The sequence below is a fragment of the Arthrobacter sp. FW306-07-I genome (genome assembly GCF_021800405.1).
In the GTDB taxonomy this organism is placed as follows: Bacteria; Actinomycetota; Actinomycetes; order Actinomycetales; family Micrococcaceae; genus Arthrobacter.
This window is the reverse complement of sequence record NZ_CP084550.1, coordinates 3313093-3332525: the sequence shown is the minus strand read 5'-3', so window position 1 is coordinate 3332525 and position 19433 is coordinate 3313093. Positions and strand designations below refer to the sequence as shown.

Below are 19433 nucleotides of genomic sequence, written 5' to 3'. Positions count from 1 at the left end.
ACAACCATGAACAGGAAGAATCTTCCGGTTCTTGCTGCCGTGTTCCCGGCTATCTTCCTCTCCGCAGTTCCGGCTTCGGCCACCACCGCCTCCGATGACGACGTCCTCAACACCTACGTCGACTGCCCGCTGGAGCGCATCGGCTCCCAGCTGGTCCGCTGTGACAACCTCACGGGCTTGGGGCTGGATGCACCTGACTGGATCCCGGAGCAGCGATAGCAGTAGTCGGCACGACCCCATATCCGGCCAGCTTCTTCATTCCGACGCGCATCCCACTTGTCGACACGCAGATTCCCGAGCGCGCACAACATTTGCTGCGCGAAATGAAACATGCGCGTCGAAAACTCATTGGCGGCTCGACCACCGAAAGGTGTATAGCCGAAGCCAGCGCGGGGCGGGGTGGTCAGGGCTGGCGGCAGTGGCCGGATCAGGCGGGTGAGGCTTGATGAAGTTGCGTGAATCCATGCTGGTTGGGTCTGGGTGGTCCACCGGAAATCAGCCTGGCTGCGGGGAAGCAGCCACCTACCGCGTATCCACGTCCTCAAACACCAGGAACGTCTGCGTGTCGAGCACGCCGGGCATGGTCTGCAGCTGGTCGAAGATGACCCGTCGCAGATCGATGTTGTCCACGGCGCGGACCAGCAGGATCACATCGAAGTCGCCGCCCACCAGTGCGATGTGGTGCACCTCGGGGATGGCGCCCAGCTGGTCACGGAGTTCGCGCCAGGAGTCCTGCTTCAGCTTCAGCGTCACATAGGCGGAGGACTTGAGCCCGGCCTTGATCGGGTCCACCAGCGCGGTGAAGCGGGTCAGCACGCCGTCGGAAGTCAACCGGGAGATCCGGGAGTAGGCGTGGGCCCGGGAAATGTGGACGTTCTCCGCGACCTGCGTCACCGACATCCGGCCGTCGCGGGTCAGTTCGGCAATGATCCGCCGGTCGATGTCATCGAGCGCAACCTCGGCTGCAGCGTCCTTGCCCGGCATTTTGTCCACGGCCCCCATCGGTAATCCACGTCACAGTTACAAATCGTCTCCCATAGTAGGCAGTTTGGAGCAGCTTCTCCACGATCTGCGCAGGTGCTGGATACGAAACCTGCTGCAGGACCATACTGGGAGCGAATAGTGGCTACCGAAGGACGGACCAATGACGATCTCCGCAGACCACACCGTGCCGGACACCGCCAGCCCGCAGGAAGCGCCGGAAAACGCGCTGAACGAGGCTGTAAAGAAGTTCGGCATCACGGTGGAGGACTACATGCTCCCCGCCCGGCACCAGATCCAGATGGTGGACCCGGACGGCCGGCTCAAGCCCGAAGGCGAGCAGGGCACCCAGCCCGGCCACGAATACCCCGTGCCCGGCGACAAGGAACTGCTCGAAGCGTACGAACGCCTCGTCGTCGGGCGCCGCGTCAACGACCAGAACTCCGCCCTGGTCCGGCAGGGCCGCATGGCCGTCTACCCCTCCAGCCATGGGCAGGAAGCCTGCCAGGTGGCCGCCGCCCTGTGCCTCTCCGACGGTGACTGGATGTTCCCCACCTACCGGGACGCCGTCGCCGTGATGACCCGCGGTGTGGACCCCGTGCAGGTGATGACCATCTTCCGCGGCGACTGGCACGGCGGGTACGACCCCCTCAAATACAAGGTGGGCATCCAGTGCACGCCGCTGACCACCCAGCTGCTGCACGCCGTTGGGGTGGCCCACGCCGCGAAGCTCCGCGGCGAGGACACTGTGGTGCTGGCCATGTGCGGCGACGGTGCCACCAGCGAAGGCGACTTCCACGAAGCCCTGAACTTCGCCGCCGTCTTCCACCTGCCCGTCATCTTCTTCGTGCAGAACAACAAGTACGCCATCTCAGTGCCGCTGGCGCACCAGTCCGTGGCACCGTCGCTCGCGCACAAGGCTGTGGGCTATGGCATGGCCGGCGAACGCGTGGACGGGAACGACGTCGTCGCTCTTCTCGCCGTCTTGGACCGAGCCGTCAAGCTCGCCCGCGAAGGCTCCGGACCGCTGCTGGTGGAGGCCAACACCTACCGCATGCAGGCCCACACGAACGCCGACGACGACACCCGCTACCGGGAAAACAGCGAAGTTGCGGAGTGGCGGGCCAAGGACCCCGTCAACCGGATGCGCACCTACCTGACGGACCGGGGGCTGCTGGATGACGACGGCGAGGCCCGGATCCGCGAGCACGCCGAGGCGGTTGCCGCACAGCTGCGCGAAGGCCTCAGCGAGGACGTTCCCGTGGACCCGCAGGAACTCTTCCGCCACGTCTTTGACCGGCAGACCCCGCAGCTGAAGGAACAGTCCGCCATGCTTGCCGACGAGCTGGCCAGGGATGCAGCAGCAACTGATTCGAAGGAGGCCGGCAAGTGAGCCCCACCATCACCACCTCGTCCGAGGCCAACGGCAACGTTTCCGCCGCCACCGCCCGGGCCGCCGCTTCCGCTGCTGCGTCCGCCGAAGCCGCCGGCCCGCAGCCGGTCACCATGGCCAAGGCACTGAACACCGCCCTGGCCGACGCCATGCAGGCAGACTCCTCCGTGCTGGTCTTCGGCGAGGACGTAGGGCTCCTGGGCGGCGTCTTCCGCATCACCGACGGGCTCACCGCCACGTTCGGCGAGCAGCGCTGCTTCGACACCCCGCTGGCCGAGTCCGGCATCGTGGGCATGGCCGTGGGCATGGCGATCAACGGCATGCGGCCGGTCATCGAAATGCAGTTCGACGCGTTCGCTTACCCGGCGTTCGAACAGATCGTCAGCCACGTGGCCAAGATGCACAACCGCACGCGCGGAATGGTGAAACTGCCCATGGTCATCCGCATCCCGTACGGCGGCGGCATCGGGGGAGTGGAGCACCACTGTGACTCCTCCGAGTCCTACTACGCCCACACGGCCGGCCTGAAGGTCTACACCCCGGCCACAGTGGCGGACGGCTACCGCATGCTCCGCGAAGCCATCGACTCCGACGATCCGGTGGTCTTCATGGAGCCCAAGAAGATGTACTGGACCAAGGACTCGGTGGACTTGGGCGAGCTGCGCCGGCTCCACGACTCCCGCGGGGACGGCACGACGGCGGGACTTGGCTCTGAGGGGCGTGCCGCCGTCGCGCGTCCCGGCACGGACGCGACGCTGATTGCCTACGGTCCGTCCGTGCCCACCGCTTTGGCCGCTGCCGAGGCCGCTGCGCTGGAGGGGCGCTCGCTGGAGGTCATCGACGTGCGGACCATCGTGCCGTTCGACGACGAGACGGTGTGCGAGTCTGTCCGGAAGACCGGCCGGGCCGTGGTGATCGCCGAGGCGCACGGCTTCGCATCTGTGTCCTCCGAGATCGTGGCCCGGGTGCAGGAGCGCTGCTTCCATTACCTGGCCGCGCCCATCCGCCGCGTGACCGGATTCGACATCCCGTACCCGGCGCCCAAACTCGAAAAGTACTACCTGCCCGGCGTGGACCGCATCCTCGACGCCGTTGACGACCTTCAGTGGGAGAACTGACCATGAGCGAACCACGCGTGTTTTTGTTGCCCGACCTGGGCGAGGGCCTCACTGAAGCCGAGCTCGTGTCCTGGCACGTGGCCGTGGGCGACGAGATTGCCGTTGACCAGCCCATCGCCGAGGTGGAGACCGCCAAGTCCGCAGTGGAGGTGCCGTCCCCCTACGCCGGGATCGTCACCGAACTCCACGGGCAGCCGGGGGAGACGCTGGACGTGGGGAAGCCGCTCATCTCTGTTATGCCGCTCTCCGTCGGTGTTGGGAACGACGCGGATGATGCCGCCCCCGCCCCTTCGCCGGACGACCATGCTGCAAGCAGCATGTCGTCCGGCTCAGGAAGGCCCGATGCCACTCCCGGGGCGGCATCATCCGCGTCGGCTGCGTCGGAGGCGGCAGCCGAGACCTACCGGGAAGAGGAGAAGGCCGGGTCCGGGAATGTGCTGATCGGATACGGCACTCCAGGCGGTCATGGTGCTGCCCGGCGGACCCGTGCGCGGAAGTCTTCTGTGGCGGTGGCTGAACGGACCGAGGCCCCTGCCGCGGAGTTGTCCAAGGAGGACGAGCTCACCCTCCTGCGGACCCGGGTGCCGGGCAAGCTTGGCGCCGTCATCTCGCCGCTGGTCCGCCGGATGGCGCGCGAGCACGGCGTGGACTTGGGAGAGCTTTCGGGTTCCGGCGAGAGCGGGCTGATCATGCGCCGCGACGTGGAGGCTGCGATGCGGACCGCAGCGCCTGTGGCTGAACCTGAGGCCAAGCCTGTGGAAGCGCCGGAGCGTCCGTCTGCTCAGCCGGCCGAATCCTCGGCGAGCTCGGCCACCGACTCCCGCACCGGACTTCCCATTTCTGCACGCACGCCGGTCCGCGGTGTCCGGAAGGCCGTGGCCACCAACATGGTCCGCAGCCGCTCGGAGATCCCGGAGGCGACCGTTTGGGTGGACGTTGACGCCACCGCGCTGATGGAACTGCGGGAGGGACTCAAGGCCAACGGCGCCGAGGTTCCCGGCCTGCTGGCGTTCATCGCCCGGTTCGTCACCGCGGGGCTGAAGAAGTACCCGGAACTGAACACGCGGATCGAGACGGCTGAGGACGGGTCGCAGGAAATCGTGTCGTTCGAGGGCATCAACCTGGGCTTCGCGGCGCAGACCGACCGCGGCCTGGTGGTGCCCTCCGTGCGCGGCGCCGAGAAGCTCAGCGCCCGCGAACTCGACGCAGAGATCCGCCGGCTCACCCAGGTGGCCCGAGACGGCAAGGCGACGCCGGCCGAGCTGGGCAGCGGCACGTTCACCCTGAACAACTATGGGGTGTTCGGCGTTGACGGTTCCGCGGCCATCATTAACCATCCCGAGGTGGGCATCCTGGGCGTGGGCCGGATCATCGACAAGCCGTGGGTGGTCAACGGCGAGCTGGCCGTCCGCAAAGTCACCGAACTCACGCTGACGTTCGACCACCGGGTCTGTGACGGCGGCACGGCCGGCGGCTTCCTCCGCTTCGTGGCAGACGCGATGGAAAACCCCACCTCGCTGCTGGCGGACATCTGAGCCGCGCCGCTGGCCCCGCTCGACGCGTATAAATATGGGTAAGAAGTACGACGGTGGCGCGTGCCGCCGTCGTACTTCTTCAGGCGGTCGCCGTTACTTGGCCCTGACGTTGTAGTAGAGGATGACGCCGTTCCAGCCGGTCTCGGCTGCCAGGACGCTGTTGCTCCACACCAGAGGCTGGTTGTTGTACCAAAGCGGCAACGCGGGCAGTTCCCTGAAAAGCACTTCCTGCGCCTGGTTGAACTTTGCATTGGCCTGTGCCGGGTCAATTGACCGCAGGCCTTCTTCGAGCAACCCATCGAACTCGGGGTAGGAGAAGTTTTCAAGATTCGCAGATGCCCCTGTACTCCATTCAAGGCCCAAGAAGTTGTACAACGAGGGATAGTCGCCTTGCCAGGCGGTGCTGGTCAGGCCGGGGAGGGACTGCGACACGCGCAGGTTCAGAAGATCCGCGAATCTGGGAAGCGCCTGGACCGCAGTCTTGATGCCCAGATTGTTTTCCATGCCTTTAGCGACGGCATCGACCCACTCCTTGTTGCCGCCGTCAGTGTTCGTTGTGAAAATGAGGGGCTTGCCGGCGTCGTACGGCTTTAGGGCTTCTGCCTGCTCCCACAGTTTCTTGGCCTTGTCCGCGTCGAACTTCAAGACATCATTACCGGGAATCGAATCCGAGTAGCCGTCCAGTACCGGCGAAGTGAATTCTGTGGCGGGCGTGCGTGTGCCGTTGAAGATCACCCGGGTGATCTCTTCCCGGTTGATGGCGTGGGATAACGCCCGGCGGCGCAGCTTCCCCGCTTCGCCCTGGAAGTTTGCGTTATAGGGCGGAATTACCAGGGCTGCGTTGACGGCCACCGGCCTGGCAGCATTCCGGGTTTGAAAGTCACTTTTATAGGTCTTGAGTGGCGTTGGCGGGCCCGGAAGAGCTTAAGGATCGATTAAGCCTCCTGGGGGATTCTTGAGACATCAAAGCACCGGAACCCGGAGCTCTTTCGCAGGACCGATCACACCACCGGTCATTCGACAAATTCCTCGCCGAACCGGCGAAAGCCTGAACGGAAAACGGTCAGGAAACCCAGCCGTCCCCCGCGGGGTGGCATCGCATGAAAGGAGCAGTACAGTGTTCACGCTCAAAGGACACCATCGCATCACCGGTATCGTCAGGCTGGCTAGTTCATCATCTTGATTTATTAGCAGAACTTTAGCCTCGACCTCGGAGTGCCTGGATGAACTCACGTCAACGGCCAGGGCGGGGCAGGCACCTGGTACTTGCTGATCGCGGCCTTCGCCTGCTCATACCGGGATCCGCTGGACATGAGCATGTCCTGCTCCATGAAGCTGAACCCAAACAGCCCGTTTACCTTCAGTTCCGCCATTTTGACGTCGTTGAAGAAACCGGCCATGTCGGCATCATAGACAGCCAGGGAGTTATTGTCGGGTTTGTAGTGTGCCAGCAGTGAAAAGCCGTTGCCGTAGCCGTGGAGTGCTTTCACCATCCACGTGGACTGCTCCACGTTCCCGCTGTTGCCCATTGCCTGGAACGACTGGAAGTCCGATCCATCCATGACGTCCTTGAAGAACGGAAGCATTGACCTTCCACCGCCCCTTGCCGGGTCATCGAAGTTGGCAGCCCAGCCGCCCCAGGTCAGCGCAACCTTTGAATTGGGGGCGTATTTATGGAAGGTGTCTTTGGCCTCGCGGTAGGCATCCTTCAAGGCTCTGTAGTAGTTCTGGCCCGTGTCCCAGTAATTCCCGTCCTCGTGGCACGGGTAGGTCTGAAATTCGGTGAACATGGAAACGTACAGCGGCGGGCCGTCTGCTGGGCCGCCCGTGTTCTTTGCCAACCGCACCATGTCGGCCTGGAATTCCCGTGACAAGGGGTAGCTGGCGCCGCAGACCTTCCCGTACTTTGTCTGCACCATGCCGGCGTCCGGCCACCCTTTCGGTCCCCAAGTATCGGTTGTGTATCCATCCCAGATGACCAGATGCATGGCTTTCCCTGCGGCGTAGATCTGCGGTGTCACGGAGGTGCGGAATTTGTCGAAGAACGCCATGTCGGTCCGGTAGTTGTACCAACTGGTAATCATGTTGACTGGCACTTCCTTGACGATTGGCTTGTCCAGGGCGCCATAGGCCTGTGATCCCACACCGAAAAGAAAACCCCCGTGGATCTGCTTCGACTGTTTACCGGGAGGTCCCGAAGTTGTGGAGGGAGCCGCTCTATCCGGGGGTGGCGACGGTATGCATCCTGCCAGGAGAAGGCATGCTGCGAGCACAACAGCGAGCAGCCGCCGCGGCACTGGCGTCCGTCGGCCAGGCAGGTCACGCGCGGACGGTCTGTTGCGGAGGCACCTCCACTGCCGCTTTCGGTCCATGCGATCCATCCTCCCGGTCGCCCAGGCAGGAACTTTAAGGGACAGCCTGGGCCGCCCCCGCGTCAAGCTTTAGGGGCACGCAGATAACGACAATCAGTGCCGGGCAGAGTCGACTGTCCGACACTGTCGATATTGCCCCTTGCTCAGGTCCTGCCGCCACAGCAAAGGTCCTGAAAATGTTGATTACGGGAGATTAGGGGGTTTTGCTCCGGTTGGCGGTTTTAACCTTCCAATGGGGCCCATGCCGTAACCTTGTGAGGATAATTCCTGTTGCTTGGGCGGACACCTGGGAGGGCCTGCCCGGCGTTCCTTCCGGAAACACGCCCCGCAGGAACATGCCTCCCCGGTCTCACAAAAGGGTCAGAACTTTGCCAACTTCAGCTTTGCAGGCTCCCAAGCTCGGTCCGCTCGAAAACCTGGGCTGGACTGCCCTGTCCATCACTGCCGCTGCAGTTCTGCTTCCGGCAATCGGGGTAAAGGCGCTGTCCCGTGCAGTCTTTCCCAAACCTGCCGCAAATGCTGACGAGCGCCATTACCTGATCCAATAGCAGCAAAGGTTTTTCCAAGGATTTGGCTTTATAGCGCTTTTGGGGGTCCTGCTGCTGGCCTCTTGTGGCTAGAATCGGGGCGGGGGTCAGCTGGTGATTCCCGGCTGTCCGCGCTGAGCCGTCCTGGGGTTGGCGCTCGTCCCTGAGGATGCCCGCCCATGTTCCATTTCCGGCCCTTGGCTGCCGCCGCAACCGTGCTGGCCGCCGTCGTGGCTAATGCCGCGCTGATGGCCCTCCCCGCACACGCAGACGAACTGCCCATTCGGGACGCACCGCCGCGGTCAACCCCTGCCGCTGTCCCCACGGATCAGTTCATCGTGCGGATCAAGGGGGGACGGGGGATCGCCTCCGAGGCGACAGCCACGGCAGAAGCCGCCAGGTTAGCGGCCGGAAAAGTCGGCATCTCCGCCCGAAACCTCAGGTCCGCCGCCACGGGAGCGCAGGTCATCAAGACCAGCAAGCCCCTCGCTGCCGCGGACGCCACGGCTTTCCTGGCTGCGCTCAGGGCAGATCCCACTATCCAGTCCGCCGAACCCGACGTCGTTGTGCAGGCGACAGCGGTAGCCCCCAATGACCCCGGCTACACTGCGCAGTGGGGCCTGTGGGAAGACGCCTCCGGCATCCTGGCTCCTGGCGCCTGGGACGTGAACCGCGGTACAGGTGCGGTGGTGGCCGTGGTGGACAGCGGCATCACCAGCCACTCGGAACTGAATGCCAAAGTCCTGCCTGGTTACGACATGATGTCCAACGCGGACTGGGCGCGCGACGGTGACGGGCGCGATCCCAACCCGCAGGATGAGGGCGACTGGATGGGCACGGATGAGTGCGGCGCCGGAACGCCGGCGTCCATCTCCTCATGGCACGGGACCCATGTGGCAGGGACCATTGCAGCGGCGGGCAACAACAACGACGGCATCACGGGCGCTGCTCCTGAGGCAAAGATCCTCCCCGTGCGGGCCCTTGGCTCCTGTGGCGGCTACTCCTCCGATGTGGCGGACTCCATCATTTGGGCTGCCGGCGGAACCGTCCCCGGTGTTCCCGCGAATCCTAACCGGGCGCAAGTGGTCAACCTCAGCCTCGGCGGCATAGGCACGTGCTCCGCCATCGAGCAGGATGCCATCAACTTCGCCTACAACGCCGGCACCGCAGTGGTGGTGGCAGCAGGAAACGCGAACCGCCCCGCAGCAGATATGAGCCCGGCAAACTGCCAAAACGTCATCAGCGTGGCCGCGGCGGGACGCAACGGTGCCCGCGCCAACTACTCAAACTACGGAGCCGCCGTCGACATCACCGCTCCCGGCGGTGACCTTGACGTCGACAACACCTCGGGAATCCTGTCAACCTCCAACTTCGGGTACACGGCACCGGAGGGTGAGGCGTACGAATTCCTGCAGGGAACTTCCATGGCGGCTCCACACGTGTCCGCCATCGCCGCGATGATGATGTCCGAAATTGGCAGCACCTTCACCCCCGAGATGGTGGAGAAGCGGCTCAAAGCCACTGCACGCCCACTGCCCATTGCCTGCCCCGAAGGCTGCGGCGCCGGATTGGCAGATGCTGCAAAGGCCCTTGCTTTCACCTCCGCCGACCTGCCCGCCAACACTGTCATCCCCGCAGCGGTGACGTTCACGGACAAGGACGGCACCGCCCAGGACACCTTCACCATCCCCACGCAGCAGGGCGTGGAGTACCTTCGGGATGGAAACGTGGTCCCGCCAGGCGTGCGCGCAGGTTCCGGCACCGTGACAGTCTCGGCCCGGGCACTGCCCGGCTACACCATGGCGGCCGGAGCCACCTCACAGTGGGTTTACACGTTCGCCACCACCACTGCACCCGTTCCCGGTTCGCTTATTACCGTCACCCCCTTCCGTGCGTTGGACACGCGCCAATGGTCTCCGGTTCCGGCGGACGGCACAGTCTCCTTCCAAGTGGCCGGCCAGTCCGGAATTCCGGCCAAAGTCTCGGCAGTGGTGTTCAACCTGACAGTGGCCGAAGCCCGGTCCTTCGGCTTCGTCACTGCTTATGCATCGGGCTCAGCCCGCCCAGACGCATCCAACCTCAACTTCGATACCGGCCAGATCGTGGCCAACTCGGTGACGGTTCCGGTGGGCGCTGATGGGAAGGTGACGCTGTTCAACAGGTCATCGGGCACCACGCACCTGCTGGCTGACGTTTCCGGGTACTACCTCGACGGAACGCCGACGGCGGGCGGTGCCTTCCAGCCGATTGCACCGGCCCGGTTCCTGGACACCCGGACCAGCTCTGCGGTGGCGCCCGACAGCACCACCTCGGTCCAGGTGGCCGGCAGGAACGGCCTCCCCGCCAACGTATCCGCTGTGGTGATGAACCTGACGGTGGCCGAGGCGAAATCCTTTGGCTACATCACCGCCTATCCCTCGGGAGCGGCCCGGCCGGATGCCTCCAACATCAACTTCAAGGGGGGCCAGATCATCCCCAACTCCGTCACTGTCCCTGTGGGCGCCGACGGCAAAGTGGTGTTCTACAACCGCTCCAGCGGTGCCACGCATCTGGTGGCCGACGTCTCCGGCTATTACCTGGCTGGGAAGCCGACGGCAGGCGGCACCTTCCAGCCCATGGTCCCCACGCGTTTCCTGGACACCCGCCAGGGTTACCCGGCCGAACCGGACAAGGATGCGGCGTTCCAGGTGACAGGGGAGCACGGGATTCCTGCAGGGGCAACCGCCGTGGTGTTCAACCTGACGGTGGCCCAGGCAAACTCCTTCGGCTACATCACCGCGTATCCCACCGGGAAGTTCCGGCCGGACGTCTCCAGTGTCAACTTTTCGACCGGGCAGATCATTGCCAACTCCGTCACAGTGCCCATTGGTTGGTATGGCAAAGTCAGCCTCTTCAACCGGTCTTCGGGGAGTACGCACCTGGTAGCGGACGTCTCGGGGTACTTCCTGCCCGGCTGACAGCCGGCGTTCCGCCGCAGAGCGTTCCTTCCATTTCCAAAGTACCGCGCGACGGGGGCCTTGCCGCAAGGCCCCCGTCGCGCCGCATACTGGCGGTCGAAAAGGAAGGGGACGGTTGGGTATGCACGACGTAGTAATAGTGGGGAGCGGCCCCACGGGGCTGATGCTTGCGGGCGAGCTGCGGCTGGCGGGGGTGGACGCCCTTGTCCTGGAGCGGCGACCGTCCCAGGAGTTGGCCGGCTCGCGTGGCGGCGGCATCCATTCACGCACCATCGAGCTGCTGGACCAGCGCGGCATCGCCGGCCGGTTCCTCGCCGAGGGCAAGACGCTTCAGACCGCCGCCTTCGGCAGCACCCAGCTGGACCTGACCGGCTTGCCCACGCGCCACCCCTACACGCTGGCTCTGTTTCAAAACCACATTGAGCGGCTGCTGCTTGAGTGGGTGGAGGAGCTGGGTGTGCAGATCCGGCGCGGCATGGAGGTGACCGGTGTTTCAGCGGACGACGCCGGCGCAGACGTAGAGCTCGCAGGCGAGGGGCCGGTGCGCGGCAGGTATGTCGTGGGCACCGACGGTGGGCGCAGCGTGGTGCGGCGTTCGGCCGGCATCCCGTTGGTGGGTCCGGATGCGACCCGGAGCAGCCTGATCGCTGAGGTGAAGGTGGCGGGGGAGCCCGGCCAGCAGGGGAAAGTGGACGCCCGGGGCATTCATGGACTGTACCCGATGGGGGACGGCGTGGTCCGGGTGGTGGTCACCGAGGCCGCGCTGGGCCCGGCCACCGAGCCAACCCTGGCCGACTTGAAGAAGGCTCTCATCGATGTGTTTGGCACGGACTTCGGCGTGCACAGCCCCATCTGGCTTTCGCGCTTCACCGACGCCACCCGGCAGGCAGAGGCCTACCGGAAGGGCAGGGTGCTGCTCGCCGGAGACGCGGCGCATGTCCACTCACCTACAGGTGGCCTGGGCATCGGGCTGGGGCTGCAGGACGCGGTCAACCTTGGCTGGAAGCTGGGGCAGGCGGTGCTGGGGATCTCAGGCGAGGAGCTGCTGGACACCTACCATGCGGAGCGCCATCCTGCCGGGGCCCGGTCGCTCAAGTACACGATGGCCCAGTCCCTGTTCCAGAAGGCCGATCCCCGGCAGGAGGCCCTGCGCGACCTGCTGGACGAGGTGCTCCGCGTCGATGATGCCGGCGCCCCGATCGCCGCCCTGGTCAGCGGACTCGACGTCGCCTACGACCTGGGGCCCGGCCATCCGCTGCTTGGCCGCCGCATGCCCGACCTGGACATCACAACTGCCCAAGGTCCAGGCCGGGTGTACCAGTTCCTGCACCAGGGCCGGCCGGTGCTTCTTGAATTCAGCGGCCCGGTGCTGGAGCCGGGCGCATGGGCGGGCCGGGTGCAGCATGTCAGGGCAATTTGCGACGGCGCGTGGCAGCTTCCCGTGCTGGGCGCGGTGGATGCACCCACGGCGGTCCTGGTCCGGCCCGACGGTTACGTCGCCTGGGTGGGTGAAGGCTCAGTGGAGGGGCTCCCTGAGGCGCTTGCCACCTGGTTTGGTCGCAGTGGCGTTGGCTGCTGAGAGGTTGTTTGGGCCGCCAAGGGTGCTGCAGTTACTGGATCCGGCAGCTACTCCTTGGGGCCCGCGATGTTGACCAGCCACTGGATGCCGAACTTGTCGGTGCACATGCCGAAGGCGTCGCCCCAGATGGCCTTCTCCAGCGGCATTGTCACGGTGCCGCCCTCGGACAGCTTGTCCCAGTAGCCCCGCAGCTCGGCTTCATCGTCACCGCTGAGGGACACACTGAAGGTGTTCCCGGGGTTGTAGTCCATGCGGGCCGGAGTGTCCGATGCCATCAAGGTCAGCCCCGATGGGCCGTCAAGCTGTGCATGCATCACCAGGTTGTCCTCAGCGGGATCCTGGCTTGCATGAAAATCTGCGAACGTGCTCACGTTCAGCTCGCCGCCGAAGACGTCTTTGTAGAATTCCATGGCTTCCCGTGCGTTGCTGCGGAAGCTCAGGTAGGGGTTGAGGCGCGTGGGCATTTGGGCTCCTTCATGGACGGACATCGTTGTCAGCACGGCCATGCTAACAGCGCCGGGGAATGCCGAGAAGGGGTCCCGTCCGCAGGGTGGGGATGACCGAGAGCCCGGGCCGGCAGCGCCAGGCAGATGGCGCGTGACCGGAAGGTGAACAGGCGTTCATCCGCAAGGCGGGAGGGGTTAATTGCGCGAAAGTAGCTTGGGGGGCCCCGGCTATTACCAATTTGAGAGGCTCCCCCAATGAGTTCGTCCCAAGGACAACGAATCAGCAGGAAGCGGATGGCCGCCGCCACGGGCGCGGCGGCACTTGCAGCCTGCACCCTGACCGCAGGCTTCGCCGGCCCCGCCGCCGCCGATGGTGACGGCAGCACAGCTACTCCTATCAAGCACGTTGTGGTGATCTTCCAGGAGAACGTCTCCTTCGACCACTACTTCGCCACCTACCCCAAGGCGGCGAACATAGCAGGTGAAACCCAGCAGGGCACAGGTACCCCGGCGTCCGCATTCACCGCGGCGGGGGACACGCCCAAGGACATCAATACCTTGGCCAAGGCGGGCCTGCTGGCACCCAACAACCCAAACTCGGTCCAGCCTGCCCGGCTCTCGCCGATGCAGGCCGTCACGTGCGACCAGGACCACGGCTACACCGCCGAGCAAAAGGCCTACAACGGCGGGGCAATGGACCAGTTTGTCCAGTTCACCAGCCGCGACGCCTGCGGCACCAACCAGTACGGCCGCCCCGGCCTGACTATGGACTACTACGACGGCAACACCGTCACCGGCACCTGGAACTACGCCCAGAACTACGCCATGAGCGACAACCACTTCAGCACGGTCTTCGGTCCGTCCACCCCCGGCGCCCTCAACCTGGTTTCCGGCCAAACCCATGGCGCCAAGGAGTACACCGCCGCTGGAGCGCCCGTGGCCACGCCGGCAGCCGGCAGCAGCACCGTCCGCCAGCCCGATGCGAACGGAGTGGGCACCGTCATCAACGACCCCGACCCTGTCTACGACGACTGCTCCAACAACAGCCATGTCAAGAGCAACAACCTCGCTGGCATGAGCGGCACCAATATCGGGGACCTGCTCAACGCCAAGGGCACCTCATGGGGCTGGTTCCAGGGCGGGTTCACACCCACCACCCCGGCGACAGCGACCACACCGGCCTCCTGCCTGTCCAGCCACGCCAATGCCGCCAGCGCCTCCGTGGTGGACTACTCCCCGCACCACCAGCCGTTCCAGTACTACTCCTCCACGGCCAACCCCCATCACCTGGCCCCCGCCGCAGATGAGGAGATCGGCCACAACGGCCAGGCCAACCACCAGTACGACCTGACCGATTTCGAAAAGGTGGTCAACACAGACAACATGCCCGCTGTGTCCTTCCTCAAGGCGGGGATGTACCAGGACGGCCATGCCGCCTACTCGGACCCAGTGGACGAGCAGAACTTCATCACCAAAACCGTCAACCAGATCCAGCAGTCCAGGAACTGGGAGGACACCGCCGTCGTGATCGCCTATGACGACTCCGACGGCTGGTACGACCACGTGGCCGCACAGGTGAAGAATTCCTCCAACACCACAGACGACGCCGGCTGGTGCCAAAGTGCCGCGGCCGTAGGAGTGCCCATGGCCGGCGGCTACACCGACCGCTGCGGCCCGGGCCCGCGGCAGCCGCTGGTGGTCATTTCCCCGTACGCGAAGAAGAACTTCGTGGACCACACCCAGACCGACCAGGCCTCGGTCCTGCGCTTCATCGAAGACAACTGGAGCACCGGGCAGATCGGCGACTCTTCAGCCGACGCCGTGGCGGGATCGATTAGCGGCATGTTCAACTTCCACCACTCGCGGAACGACAAGGTGATGCTCGATGAGCAGACCGGCGCCGTCGCGTCCATTACCCATTCCAGTAAGGGCAGCGACACGTCCGGCAAGGGCTGCGGTCCGCAGTAAAAAGCGTACCCGCCGAGCCCGGCGCCCCTCCTGGGGCGCCGGGCTCTTCAGTGTCTCCTGTGATGCCCGAGCCGACGGTGCAGCTGCTGGTGAAGGGCACTGAGAGGGCGAAATCTTGTTGTGTCAGGTAGTCAAGGGGCCGCACGCGACAGAATCATTAATTGGGGGAAATTATTGGGGATTTAGTCCCTATGTCCGGGCACTGGGGAGCGCTAGGCTGGGACCAGGTCAGGCAGACGGTCCCCTCTGTTGCCGTCTCAGGAACCAACGATGCCGCGCCCGCCTGTTCATGCCGGGGCCTTGGCAGACCGCACCCCCTGTGACGCAACCCCCGCAAGCTGGCGCGGGTGTGGCCCAGGGAAATCCAGTTTCGGGGGTGGGCCACATTCGCGTCGTACCCTCCGGGAGCCAGCAGCGTCGCTGGCTCCCGGTCTGGTTTTTGGGGGACTTAATCCTCGAAGTGCGCCTTGGCTTCCTCCGGCGGTGCATAGCGGTTCACGAGGGACTCGGCCAGATCATTGAGCTTTTGGTTCCGGGTATTGGAGGCGCTGCGAAGGATCTCGAAAGCCCTGTCCTTGCTGCACTTGTTCTCCGCCATGATGATCCCGCAGGCCAGGTCGATCACGGTCCTCGTATCCATTGCCGCCCTGAGGTTCTCGGCACGCTGGTCAGCCGCCGCGATCCGGACGGCCAGGCGGAGCGCCTTGCCTGCCATGTCGGCGAACCGCACCCCGTCCGCCACGGCCTGCTCATCGAAGAGCCCACTGGCGGGAGCGAAGTAATCAAGGACCGCACCGGCATCGTCCTCCAAATTCATCGGGATGCCCAGCGATCCGCCCATGCCTGCGGCGGACAACGCGCTGCGATACTCCGGCCACCGCGGGTCCGACGCCACGTCACCCAGGAGAACGGGGGCGGCGCTTTCCAGGGCCTCGATGCAGGGGCCGTCACCCAGGCTTTGTTCAATGCGGTCAATTACCGTCGCCCGGCCGCTGCTTCCGCCTATGGTGGCCGTTCGCTTTCGCCGGTGCAGTGTCACGGCGCACTCAACGGGCACTCCAAGGGTGCCGCTCATGCTGGCCGCAGCAAGTCCGGTGAGACCGTCCAGCACGGATTTGATGTCCTCCATCCCAGCGACAAGATCCACAAGCCCTTCGAGGTCATCCACCATGTCCTGCTCAACCATGAGTTCACCCTAGAAGTGTGGGCTGGCAGCCACAAGGGGCGATATGTCCAGACCGGAAGTCAGCGTTCTCCCAGCCTCCTGTCAGTCCAGTTATGGAAACGTTATATATGCTTGCTTAGTGGTTTTGAGGTTGAGCAGTGGATTGATGTCAGCGCCAGATCGCCCGGCGGCGCCCGAAACGGGCATCATCGCCGGACGCAAGCATGCCTTGGACGGCCTCCGGACCGTCGCCGTCGCCGGCGTTTTCTTCTTCCATACCGCCACGGAGGCGACGCCCGGCGGGTCCATCGGGGTGGACGTGTTCTTCACGCTCAGCGGCTTCGTCATCACGCTGCTGATCATGAAGGAACGGCTCGCCACCGGTCGTCTCCATCTCGGCATCTTCTACGGCAAGCGCCTGGCCCGGCTCTGGCCGGCACTGCTGGTGCTCTGCGCGGTGATCCTCGCCGGCGGCTTCCTGTTCCCTGCCTCAGGCTGGGGCGGGCAGGCGGGCTTTGTCCTTCCGGCCGCCGCCTACGTGATGAACCTGGCCCACTTCGGCATGTTCGGTGACTCCATCGCCGGTGAAACGCTTGGCCCCACCTGGACCCTGGCCGTTGAGGAACAGTTCTACCTGGTGTGGCCGCTGCTCCTGCTGGTGATGCTCCGGTTCTTGAAGGTCCGCAGCGCAGCCGTCGCCACCGTGGCCCTGGCGGCCGCCTTCGTACTGAACCGGTTCCTGCTGGTCAACGCCGGCGAACCGCTGGACCGCATCTACAACGGTCCGGATACCCGGGCTGACGAACTGCTGATTGGCTGCGCCCTGGCCCTGCTGTTCACCGCCGTGCGCCACGGCTCGCGGCTGCATGCAGGGCTGCTGTCGGCATCCCGCTGGGCCGCGCCCCTGGCCGGCGTCGCCCTTGTGGCCGCACTGTTCCTGCTGAAGGAACCGGACACCCCCGGCACCTGGTTCAACGTGTTCTGGACGGCCGGGCCCGCCGCGCTCGCACTGCTGTCCGCGGTGCTGATCGGTTCCCTGGTCCTCCAGCCGGCCGGCTTCCTGTCACGCATCCTCAGCCACCCCTGGCTTGCCCGCCCCGGCCGCGACATGTCCTACGGCATGTACCTCTGGCACCTTCCGGTCTACCTGCTGCTGATGCCGCTGATCCCGGAACTGCCGCTCCGGATCGTCCTGACCGCGGCACTCACCGTGCTGCTGGCCTTCGCGTCCTTCCGCTGGGTTGAGCGCCCGCTGCGCCGCTGGGCGAACAAAAGGCTCGAACCCGCCGTCGTGCCTTCCACGACGGAGCCGTCCAAGACGCCCGTTTCCGCGTCGGCAGGCTGAACCGTTCGGCCGACCAAACGCCGGTTCTGGAAATCAGTGCGGGATGCTTTCCTGGTCGCGGTGCGCGGCGGGTTCGATCTGGAAGGTGGAGTGCTCCACGCTGACGTCGAAGTCCTGGGCCACGCAGCGCTGCAGATCCGCCAGGATGGTGGCCGAATGACCGTCACGCATGCACCCGTCCTGCACGGTGACATGTGCGGACAGGACCGGCACACCGGAGGCCACCAGGGAGGCGTGCAGGTCGTGGACGTCGATGACATGGGGCAGCGCCAGGATGTGCCGGCGGACCTCGGCCAGGTCCAGGCCCGGGGGAGTGCTTTCCATCAGCACATTCACCGTGTCCCGCAGCAGCTTCAGCGTCCGCGGGATGATCAGCACGCCGATGAGAAGGGATACGACGGCGTCAGCCCGGGTCCATCCAGTCAGGGCAATGACCAGCGCGGCGACGATCACGGCAACGGAACCGAGGGCATCATTGAGCACCTCGAGGAACGCAGCCTTCATGTTGAAGCTGTGGTGGCGGCCGGAGGCGAGCACCAGCAGCCCCACGGCGTTGCCGGCCAGGCCGGTCACACCGAACCACAGCATCAGTGAACCACCCACCTCCGGCGGTTCGAACAGGCGGCGGATGCCCTCCACGATCACGAAGCCGCCCACCCCCAGCAGCAGGGCAGCCTGCCCGGCCGCGGCGAGGATCTCGGCGCGCTTGTAGCCCCAGGTGCGCTTGAAGGTTGGCGGCTTCAGGGCCAGCGACGCCGCAATCACGGCAATGAGCAGCCCGGCGGAGTCGGTGAACATGTGCCCGGCGTCGGCCAGCAAGGCCAGGCTGCCGGTGAGGACCGTGCCCACGATCTCGGCAACCATCACCGTGAACGTGATGGCGAAAACCAGCAGCAGCTTGCCGCGCTGGCTTTGGGGATCGGCCACGTCGTGGCTGTGGTCGTGGCCCACGGGTCAGCCCTTCCCGATGGTCGGCAGGCCAAGCGGCTGCAGGCCGACTGATGTTGAATCAGGGCTGGCGCAGCCCGGGCAGCAGCCGTCCTGTTCGTCGGCGGCTTCCGCCGCGTGCGGAACAGTGCAGCACGCGTCCCCACGCCAGGCGTTGATGCCTTCACGGACGGCAATGCCCGCGATGACCAGTGCTGCGCCGGCGTCGGCCCACCACCAGCCCAGTGTGCTGTTCAGGACCAGGCCCACCAGGAGCACGGCGGAAAGATAGGTGCACAACAGCGTCTGCTTGGAGTCCGCCACGGCCGTCCTGGACCCGAGCTCCCGCCCGGCCCGGCGCTGACCCCAGGACAGGACGGGCATGATGAACAGGCTAAGCGCGGCAATCACAATGCCCGGCAGGGAGTGCTGCGCTTCCCCGGCGCCGGCCAGGGAGCGGATGGAGTCCACGGCCACGAACGCGGCCAGGGCGAAGAACGACACGGCAATGATCCGCAGCGTCAGGTGCTCGCGCCGCTCTGGGTCCTTGGCTGAGAACTGCCAGGACAGCGCCAGCGCGGAGGCTACTTCGATCACGGAGTCCAGGCCAAAGCCGATCAGCGCAGCTGAATCAGCTGTGCCGCCGGCCCACAGCGCCACGATGGCCTCGATGATGTTGTACGTGATGGTGGCCGCCGCGAAGAGCCTGATCCGACGGCTCAGGACCCGCCGCCGCTGGGTGCCGGCCACGTTGGGGGCGGTCATGCCAGGCACTCCCCGTCGGGTGCGCAGCAGGCAGGATCCACCGCCAGGACTACGCTCAGCAGGTCCTTGATGGCATGTCCGATCCGCGCATCCGCCAGCTCATACCGGCTCCGCCGCCCGTCCGGAACCGCAACCACCAGGCCGCAGCCGCGCAGGCAGGTCAGGTGGTTGGACATGCTTTGCCGGGATACGGCAAGGCTGTCCGCCAGGTCCGACGGATATGACGGACCCTCCGCAAGGGCCAGCAGCACGCGGGCGCGGGTGGGATCCGATACCGCATAACCGAACCGGGCCAGCACCGGAGCGTGGGTGAGGGTCTGCATGTCCTAAAGGTACAGCCGGGGCTGTATTCAGG

The 19433-nt window shown here is 65.3% G+C and carries 17 protein-coding genes; 9 read left to right on the top strand and 8 right to left on the bottom strand.

Annotation, left to right across the window (positions count from 1 at the left end):
• Positions 1–6: 6 nt before the first annotated feature.
• Entirely contained in the window at positions 7–219 is a 213-nt protein-coding gene (locus tag LFT46_RS15435) for a hypothetical protein (RefSeq protein WP_236799281.1), read from the top strand.
• Positions 220–522: 303 nt separating this feature from the next.
• Here LFT46_RS15435 and LFT46_RS15430 read toward each other — a convergent pair whose 3' ends face one another.
• Positions 523–1002, bottom strand: coding sequence for an Lrp/AsnC family transcriptional regulator (locus tag LFT46_RS15430; protein ID WP_373462155.1), 480 nt, complete (start codon positions 1000–1002; stop codon positions 523–525).
• 142 nt (positions 1003–1144) lie between these two features.
• On the opposite strand from LFT46_RS15430, the gene pdhA reads away from it, so the two are divergent.
• From pdhA to LFT46_RS15415, 3 genes are read left to right on the top strand one after another with little or no spacing between them, the layout of a single operon-like run.
• On the top strand, positions 1145–2374 hold the full coding sequence (pdhA, locus tag LFT46_RS15425; protein WP_236799279.1) for a pyruvate dehydrogenase (acetyl-transferring) E1 component subunit alpha: 1230 nt from the start codon (positions 1145–1147) through the stop codon (positions 2372–2374).
• On the top strand, positions 2371–3492 hold the full coding sequence (locus tag LFT46_RS15420; RefSeq protein ID WP_236820265.1) for an alpha-ketoacid dehydrogenase subunit beta: 1122 nt from the start codon (positions 2371–2373) through the stop codon (positions 3490–3492). The genes pdhA and LFT46_RS15420 overlap by 4 nt, the downstream gene beginning before the upstream one ends.
• A gap of 2 nt (positions 3493–3494) precedes the next feature.
• The gene (locus tag LFT46_RS15415; protein ID WP_236820264.1) at positions 3495–5027 is read left to right on the top strand and encodes a dihydrolipoamide acetyltransferase family protein; all 1533 of its coding nucleotides are present in this window, start codon (positions 3495–3497) and stop codon (positions 5025–5027) included.
• A gap of 93 nt (positions 5028–5120) precedes the next feature.
• On the opposite strand, the gene LFT46_RS15410 is transcribed toward LFT46_RS15415, so the two are convergent.
• Together LFT46_RS15410 and LFT46_RS15405 are read right to left on the bottom strand one after the other, a co-directional pair.
• On the bottom strand, positions 5121–5879 hold the full coding sequence (locus tag LFT46_RS15410; protein WP_236799274.1) for a peptide ABC transporter substrate-binding protein: 759 nt from the start codon (positions 5877–5879) through the stop codon (positions 5121–5123).
• A gap of 377 nt (positions 5880–6256) precedes the next feature.
• Positions 6257–7111 (bottom strand): hypothetical protein, encoded by an 855-nt coding sequence (locus LFT46_RS15405; protein ID WP_236799272.1) that lies wholly within the window; start codon positions 7109–7111, stop codon positions 6257–6259.
• Between the two features lie 656 nt (positions 7112–7767).
• On the opposite strand from LFT46_RS15405, the gene LFT46_RS15400 reads away from it, so the two are divergent.
• From LFT46_RS15400 to LFT46_RS15390, 3 genes are all read left to right on the top strand, one after another.
• Positions 7768–7947 (top strand): hypothetical protein, encoded by a 180-nt coding sequence (locus LFT46_RS15400; RefSeq protein WP_236820263.1) that lies wholly within the window; start codon positions 7768–7770, stop codon positions 7945–7947.
• Between the two features lie 158 nt (positions 7948–8105).
• Positions 8106–10883, top strand: coding sequence for a S8 family peptidase (locus tag LFT46_RS15395; protein ID WP_236820262.1), 2778 nt, complete (start codon positions 8106–8108; stop codon positions 10881–10883).
• A 121-nt stretch (positions 10884–11004) separates the two neighbouring features.
• The gene (locus tag LFT46_RS15390) at positions 11005–12462 is read left to right on the top strand and encodes an FAD-dependent monooxygenase (RefSeq protein ID WP_236820261.1); all 1458 of its coding nucleotides are present in this window, start codon (positions 11005–11007) and stop codon (positions 12460–12462) included.
• Positions 12463–12509: 47 nt separating this feature from the next.
• Here the strand turns inward: LFT46_RS15390 and LFT46_RS15385 are convergent, their stop codons facing one another.
• On the bottom strand, positions 12510–12926 hold the full coding sequence (locus tag LFT46_RS15385) for a VOC family protein (RefSeq protein WP_236799266.1): 417 nt from the start codon (positions 12924–12926) through the stop codon (positions 12510–12512).
• A gap of 237 nt (positions 12927–13163) precedes the next feature.
• Between LFT46_RS15385 and LFT46_RS15380 the strand changes: the two genes are divergently transcribed.
• Positions 13164–14876, top strand: a complete 1713-nt coding sequence (locus tag LFT46_RS15380; protein WP_236820260.1) for a phospholipase C — start codon at positions 13164–13166, stop codon at positions 14874–14876.
• Between the two features lie 448 nt (positions 14877–15324).
• Here the strand turns inward: LFT46_RS15380 and LFT46_RS15375 are convergent, their stop codons facing one another.
• Positions 15325–16062, bottom strand: a complete 738-nt coding sequence (locus tag LFT46_RS15375; RefSeq protein WP_236799263.1) for a GAF and ANTAR domain-containing protein — start codon at positions 16060–16062, stop codon at positions 15325–15327.
• 145 nt (positions 16063–16207) lie between these two features.
• Here LFT46_RS15375 and LFT46_RS15370 point away from each other — a divergent pair, with 145 nt between their 5' ends.
• Positions 16208–17386, top strand: coding sequence for an acyltransferase family protein (locus tag LFT46_RS15370; RefSeq protein WP_236799262.1), 1179 nt, complete (start codon positions 16208–16210; stop codon positions 17384–17386).
• Positions 17387–17419: 33 nt separating this feature from the next.
• Here LFT46_RS15370 and LFT46_RS15365 read toward each other — a convergent pair whose 3' ends face one another.
• Genes LFT46_RS15365 through LFT46_RS15355 form a run of 3 tightly spaced genes read right to left on the bottom strand, consistent with a single transcriptional unit; the run spans position 17420 to position 19401 of the window.
• Positions 17420–18337, bottom strand: coding sequence for a cation diffusion facilitator family transporter (locus LFT46_RS15365; protein ID WP_236799261.1), 918 nt, complete (start codon positions 18335–18337; stop codon positions 17420–17422).
• Positions 18338–18340: 3 nt separating this feature from the next.
• Positions 18341–19078 (bottom strand): cation diffusion facilitator family transporter, encoded by a 738-nt coding sequence (locus tag LFT46_RS15360; protein ID WP_236799260.1) that lies wholly within the window; start codon positions 19076–19078, stop codon positions 18341–18343.
• A complete protein-coding gene (locus LFT46_RS15355) occupies positions 19075–19401 on the bottom strand; it encodes an ArsR/SmtB family transcription factor (RefSeq protein ID WP_236799259.1) in 327 nt (108 codons plus the stop codon). Before LFT46_RS15355 ends, LFT46_RS15360 begins: the two co-directional genes overlap by 4 nt.
• Positions 19402–19433: the final 32 nt, after the last annotated feature.

Excerpts from the sequence above, each read along its gene's own strand:
- LFT46_RS15435 (WP_236799281.1), top strand. The coding sequence starts at position 7 with ATGAACAGGAAGAATCTTCCGGTTCTTGCTGCCGTGTTCCCGGCTATC.
- LFT46_RS15430 (WP_373462155.1), bottom strand. The coding sequence starts at position 1,002 with ATGGGGGCCGTGGACAAAATGCCGGGCAAGGACGCTGCAGCCGAGGTT.
- pdhA (WP_236799279.1), top strand. The coding sequence starts at position 1,145 with ATGACGATCTCCGCAGACCACACCGTGCCGGACACCGCCAGCCCGCAG.
- LFT46_RS15415 (WP_236820264.1), top strand. The coding sequence starts at position 3,495 with ATGAGCGAACCACGCGTGTTTTTGTTGCCCGACCTGGGCGAGGGCCTC.
- LFT46_RS15405 (WP_236799272.1), bottom strand. The coding sequence starts at position 7,111 with ATGATTACCAGTTGGTACAACTACCGGACCGACATGGCGTTCTTCGAC.
- LFT46_RS15395 (WP_236820262.1), top strand. The coding sequence starts at position 8,106 with ATGTTCCATTTCCGGCCCTTGGCTGCCGCCGCAACCGTGCTGGCCGCC.
- LFT46_RS15390 (WP_236820261.1), top strand. The coding sequence starts at position 11,005 with ATGCACGACGTAGTAATAGTGGGGAGCGGCCCCACGGGGCTGATGCTT.
- LFT46_RS15385 (WP_236799266.1), bottom strand. The coding sequence starts at position 12,926 with ATGCCCACGCGCCTCAACCCCTACCTGAGCTTCCGCAGCAACGCACGG.
- LFT46_RS15380 (WP_236820260.1), top strand. The coding sequence starts at position 13,164 with ATGAGTTCGTCCCAAGGACAACGAATCAGCAGGAAGCGGATGGCCGCC.
- LFT46_RS15375 (WP_236799263.1), bottom strand. The coding sequence starts at position 16,062 with ATGGTTGAGCAGGACATGGTGGATGACCTCGAAGGGCTTGTGGATCTT.
- LFT46_RS15370 (WP_236799262.1), top strand. The coding sequence starts at position 16,208 with ATGTCAGCGCCAGATCGCCCGGCGGCGCCCGAAACGGGCATCATCGCC.
- LFT46_RS15360 (WP_236799260.1), bottom strand. The coding sequence starts at position 19,078 with ATGACCGCCCCCAACGTGGCCGGCACCCAGCGGCGGCGGGTCCTGAGC.
- LFT46_RS15355 (WP_236799259.1), bottom strand. The coding sequence starts at position 19,401 with ATGCAGACCCTCACCCACGCTCCGGTGCTGGCCCGGTTCGGTTATGCG.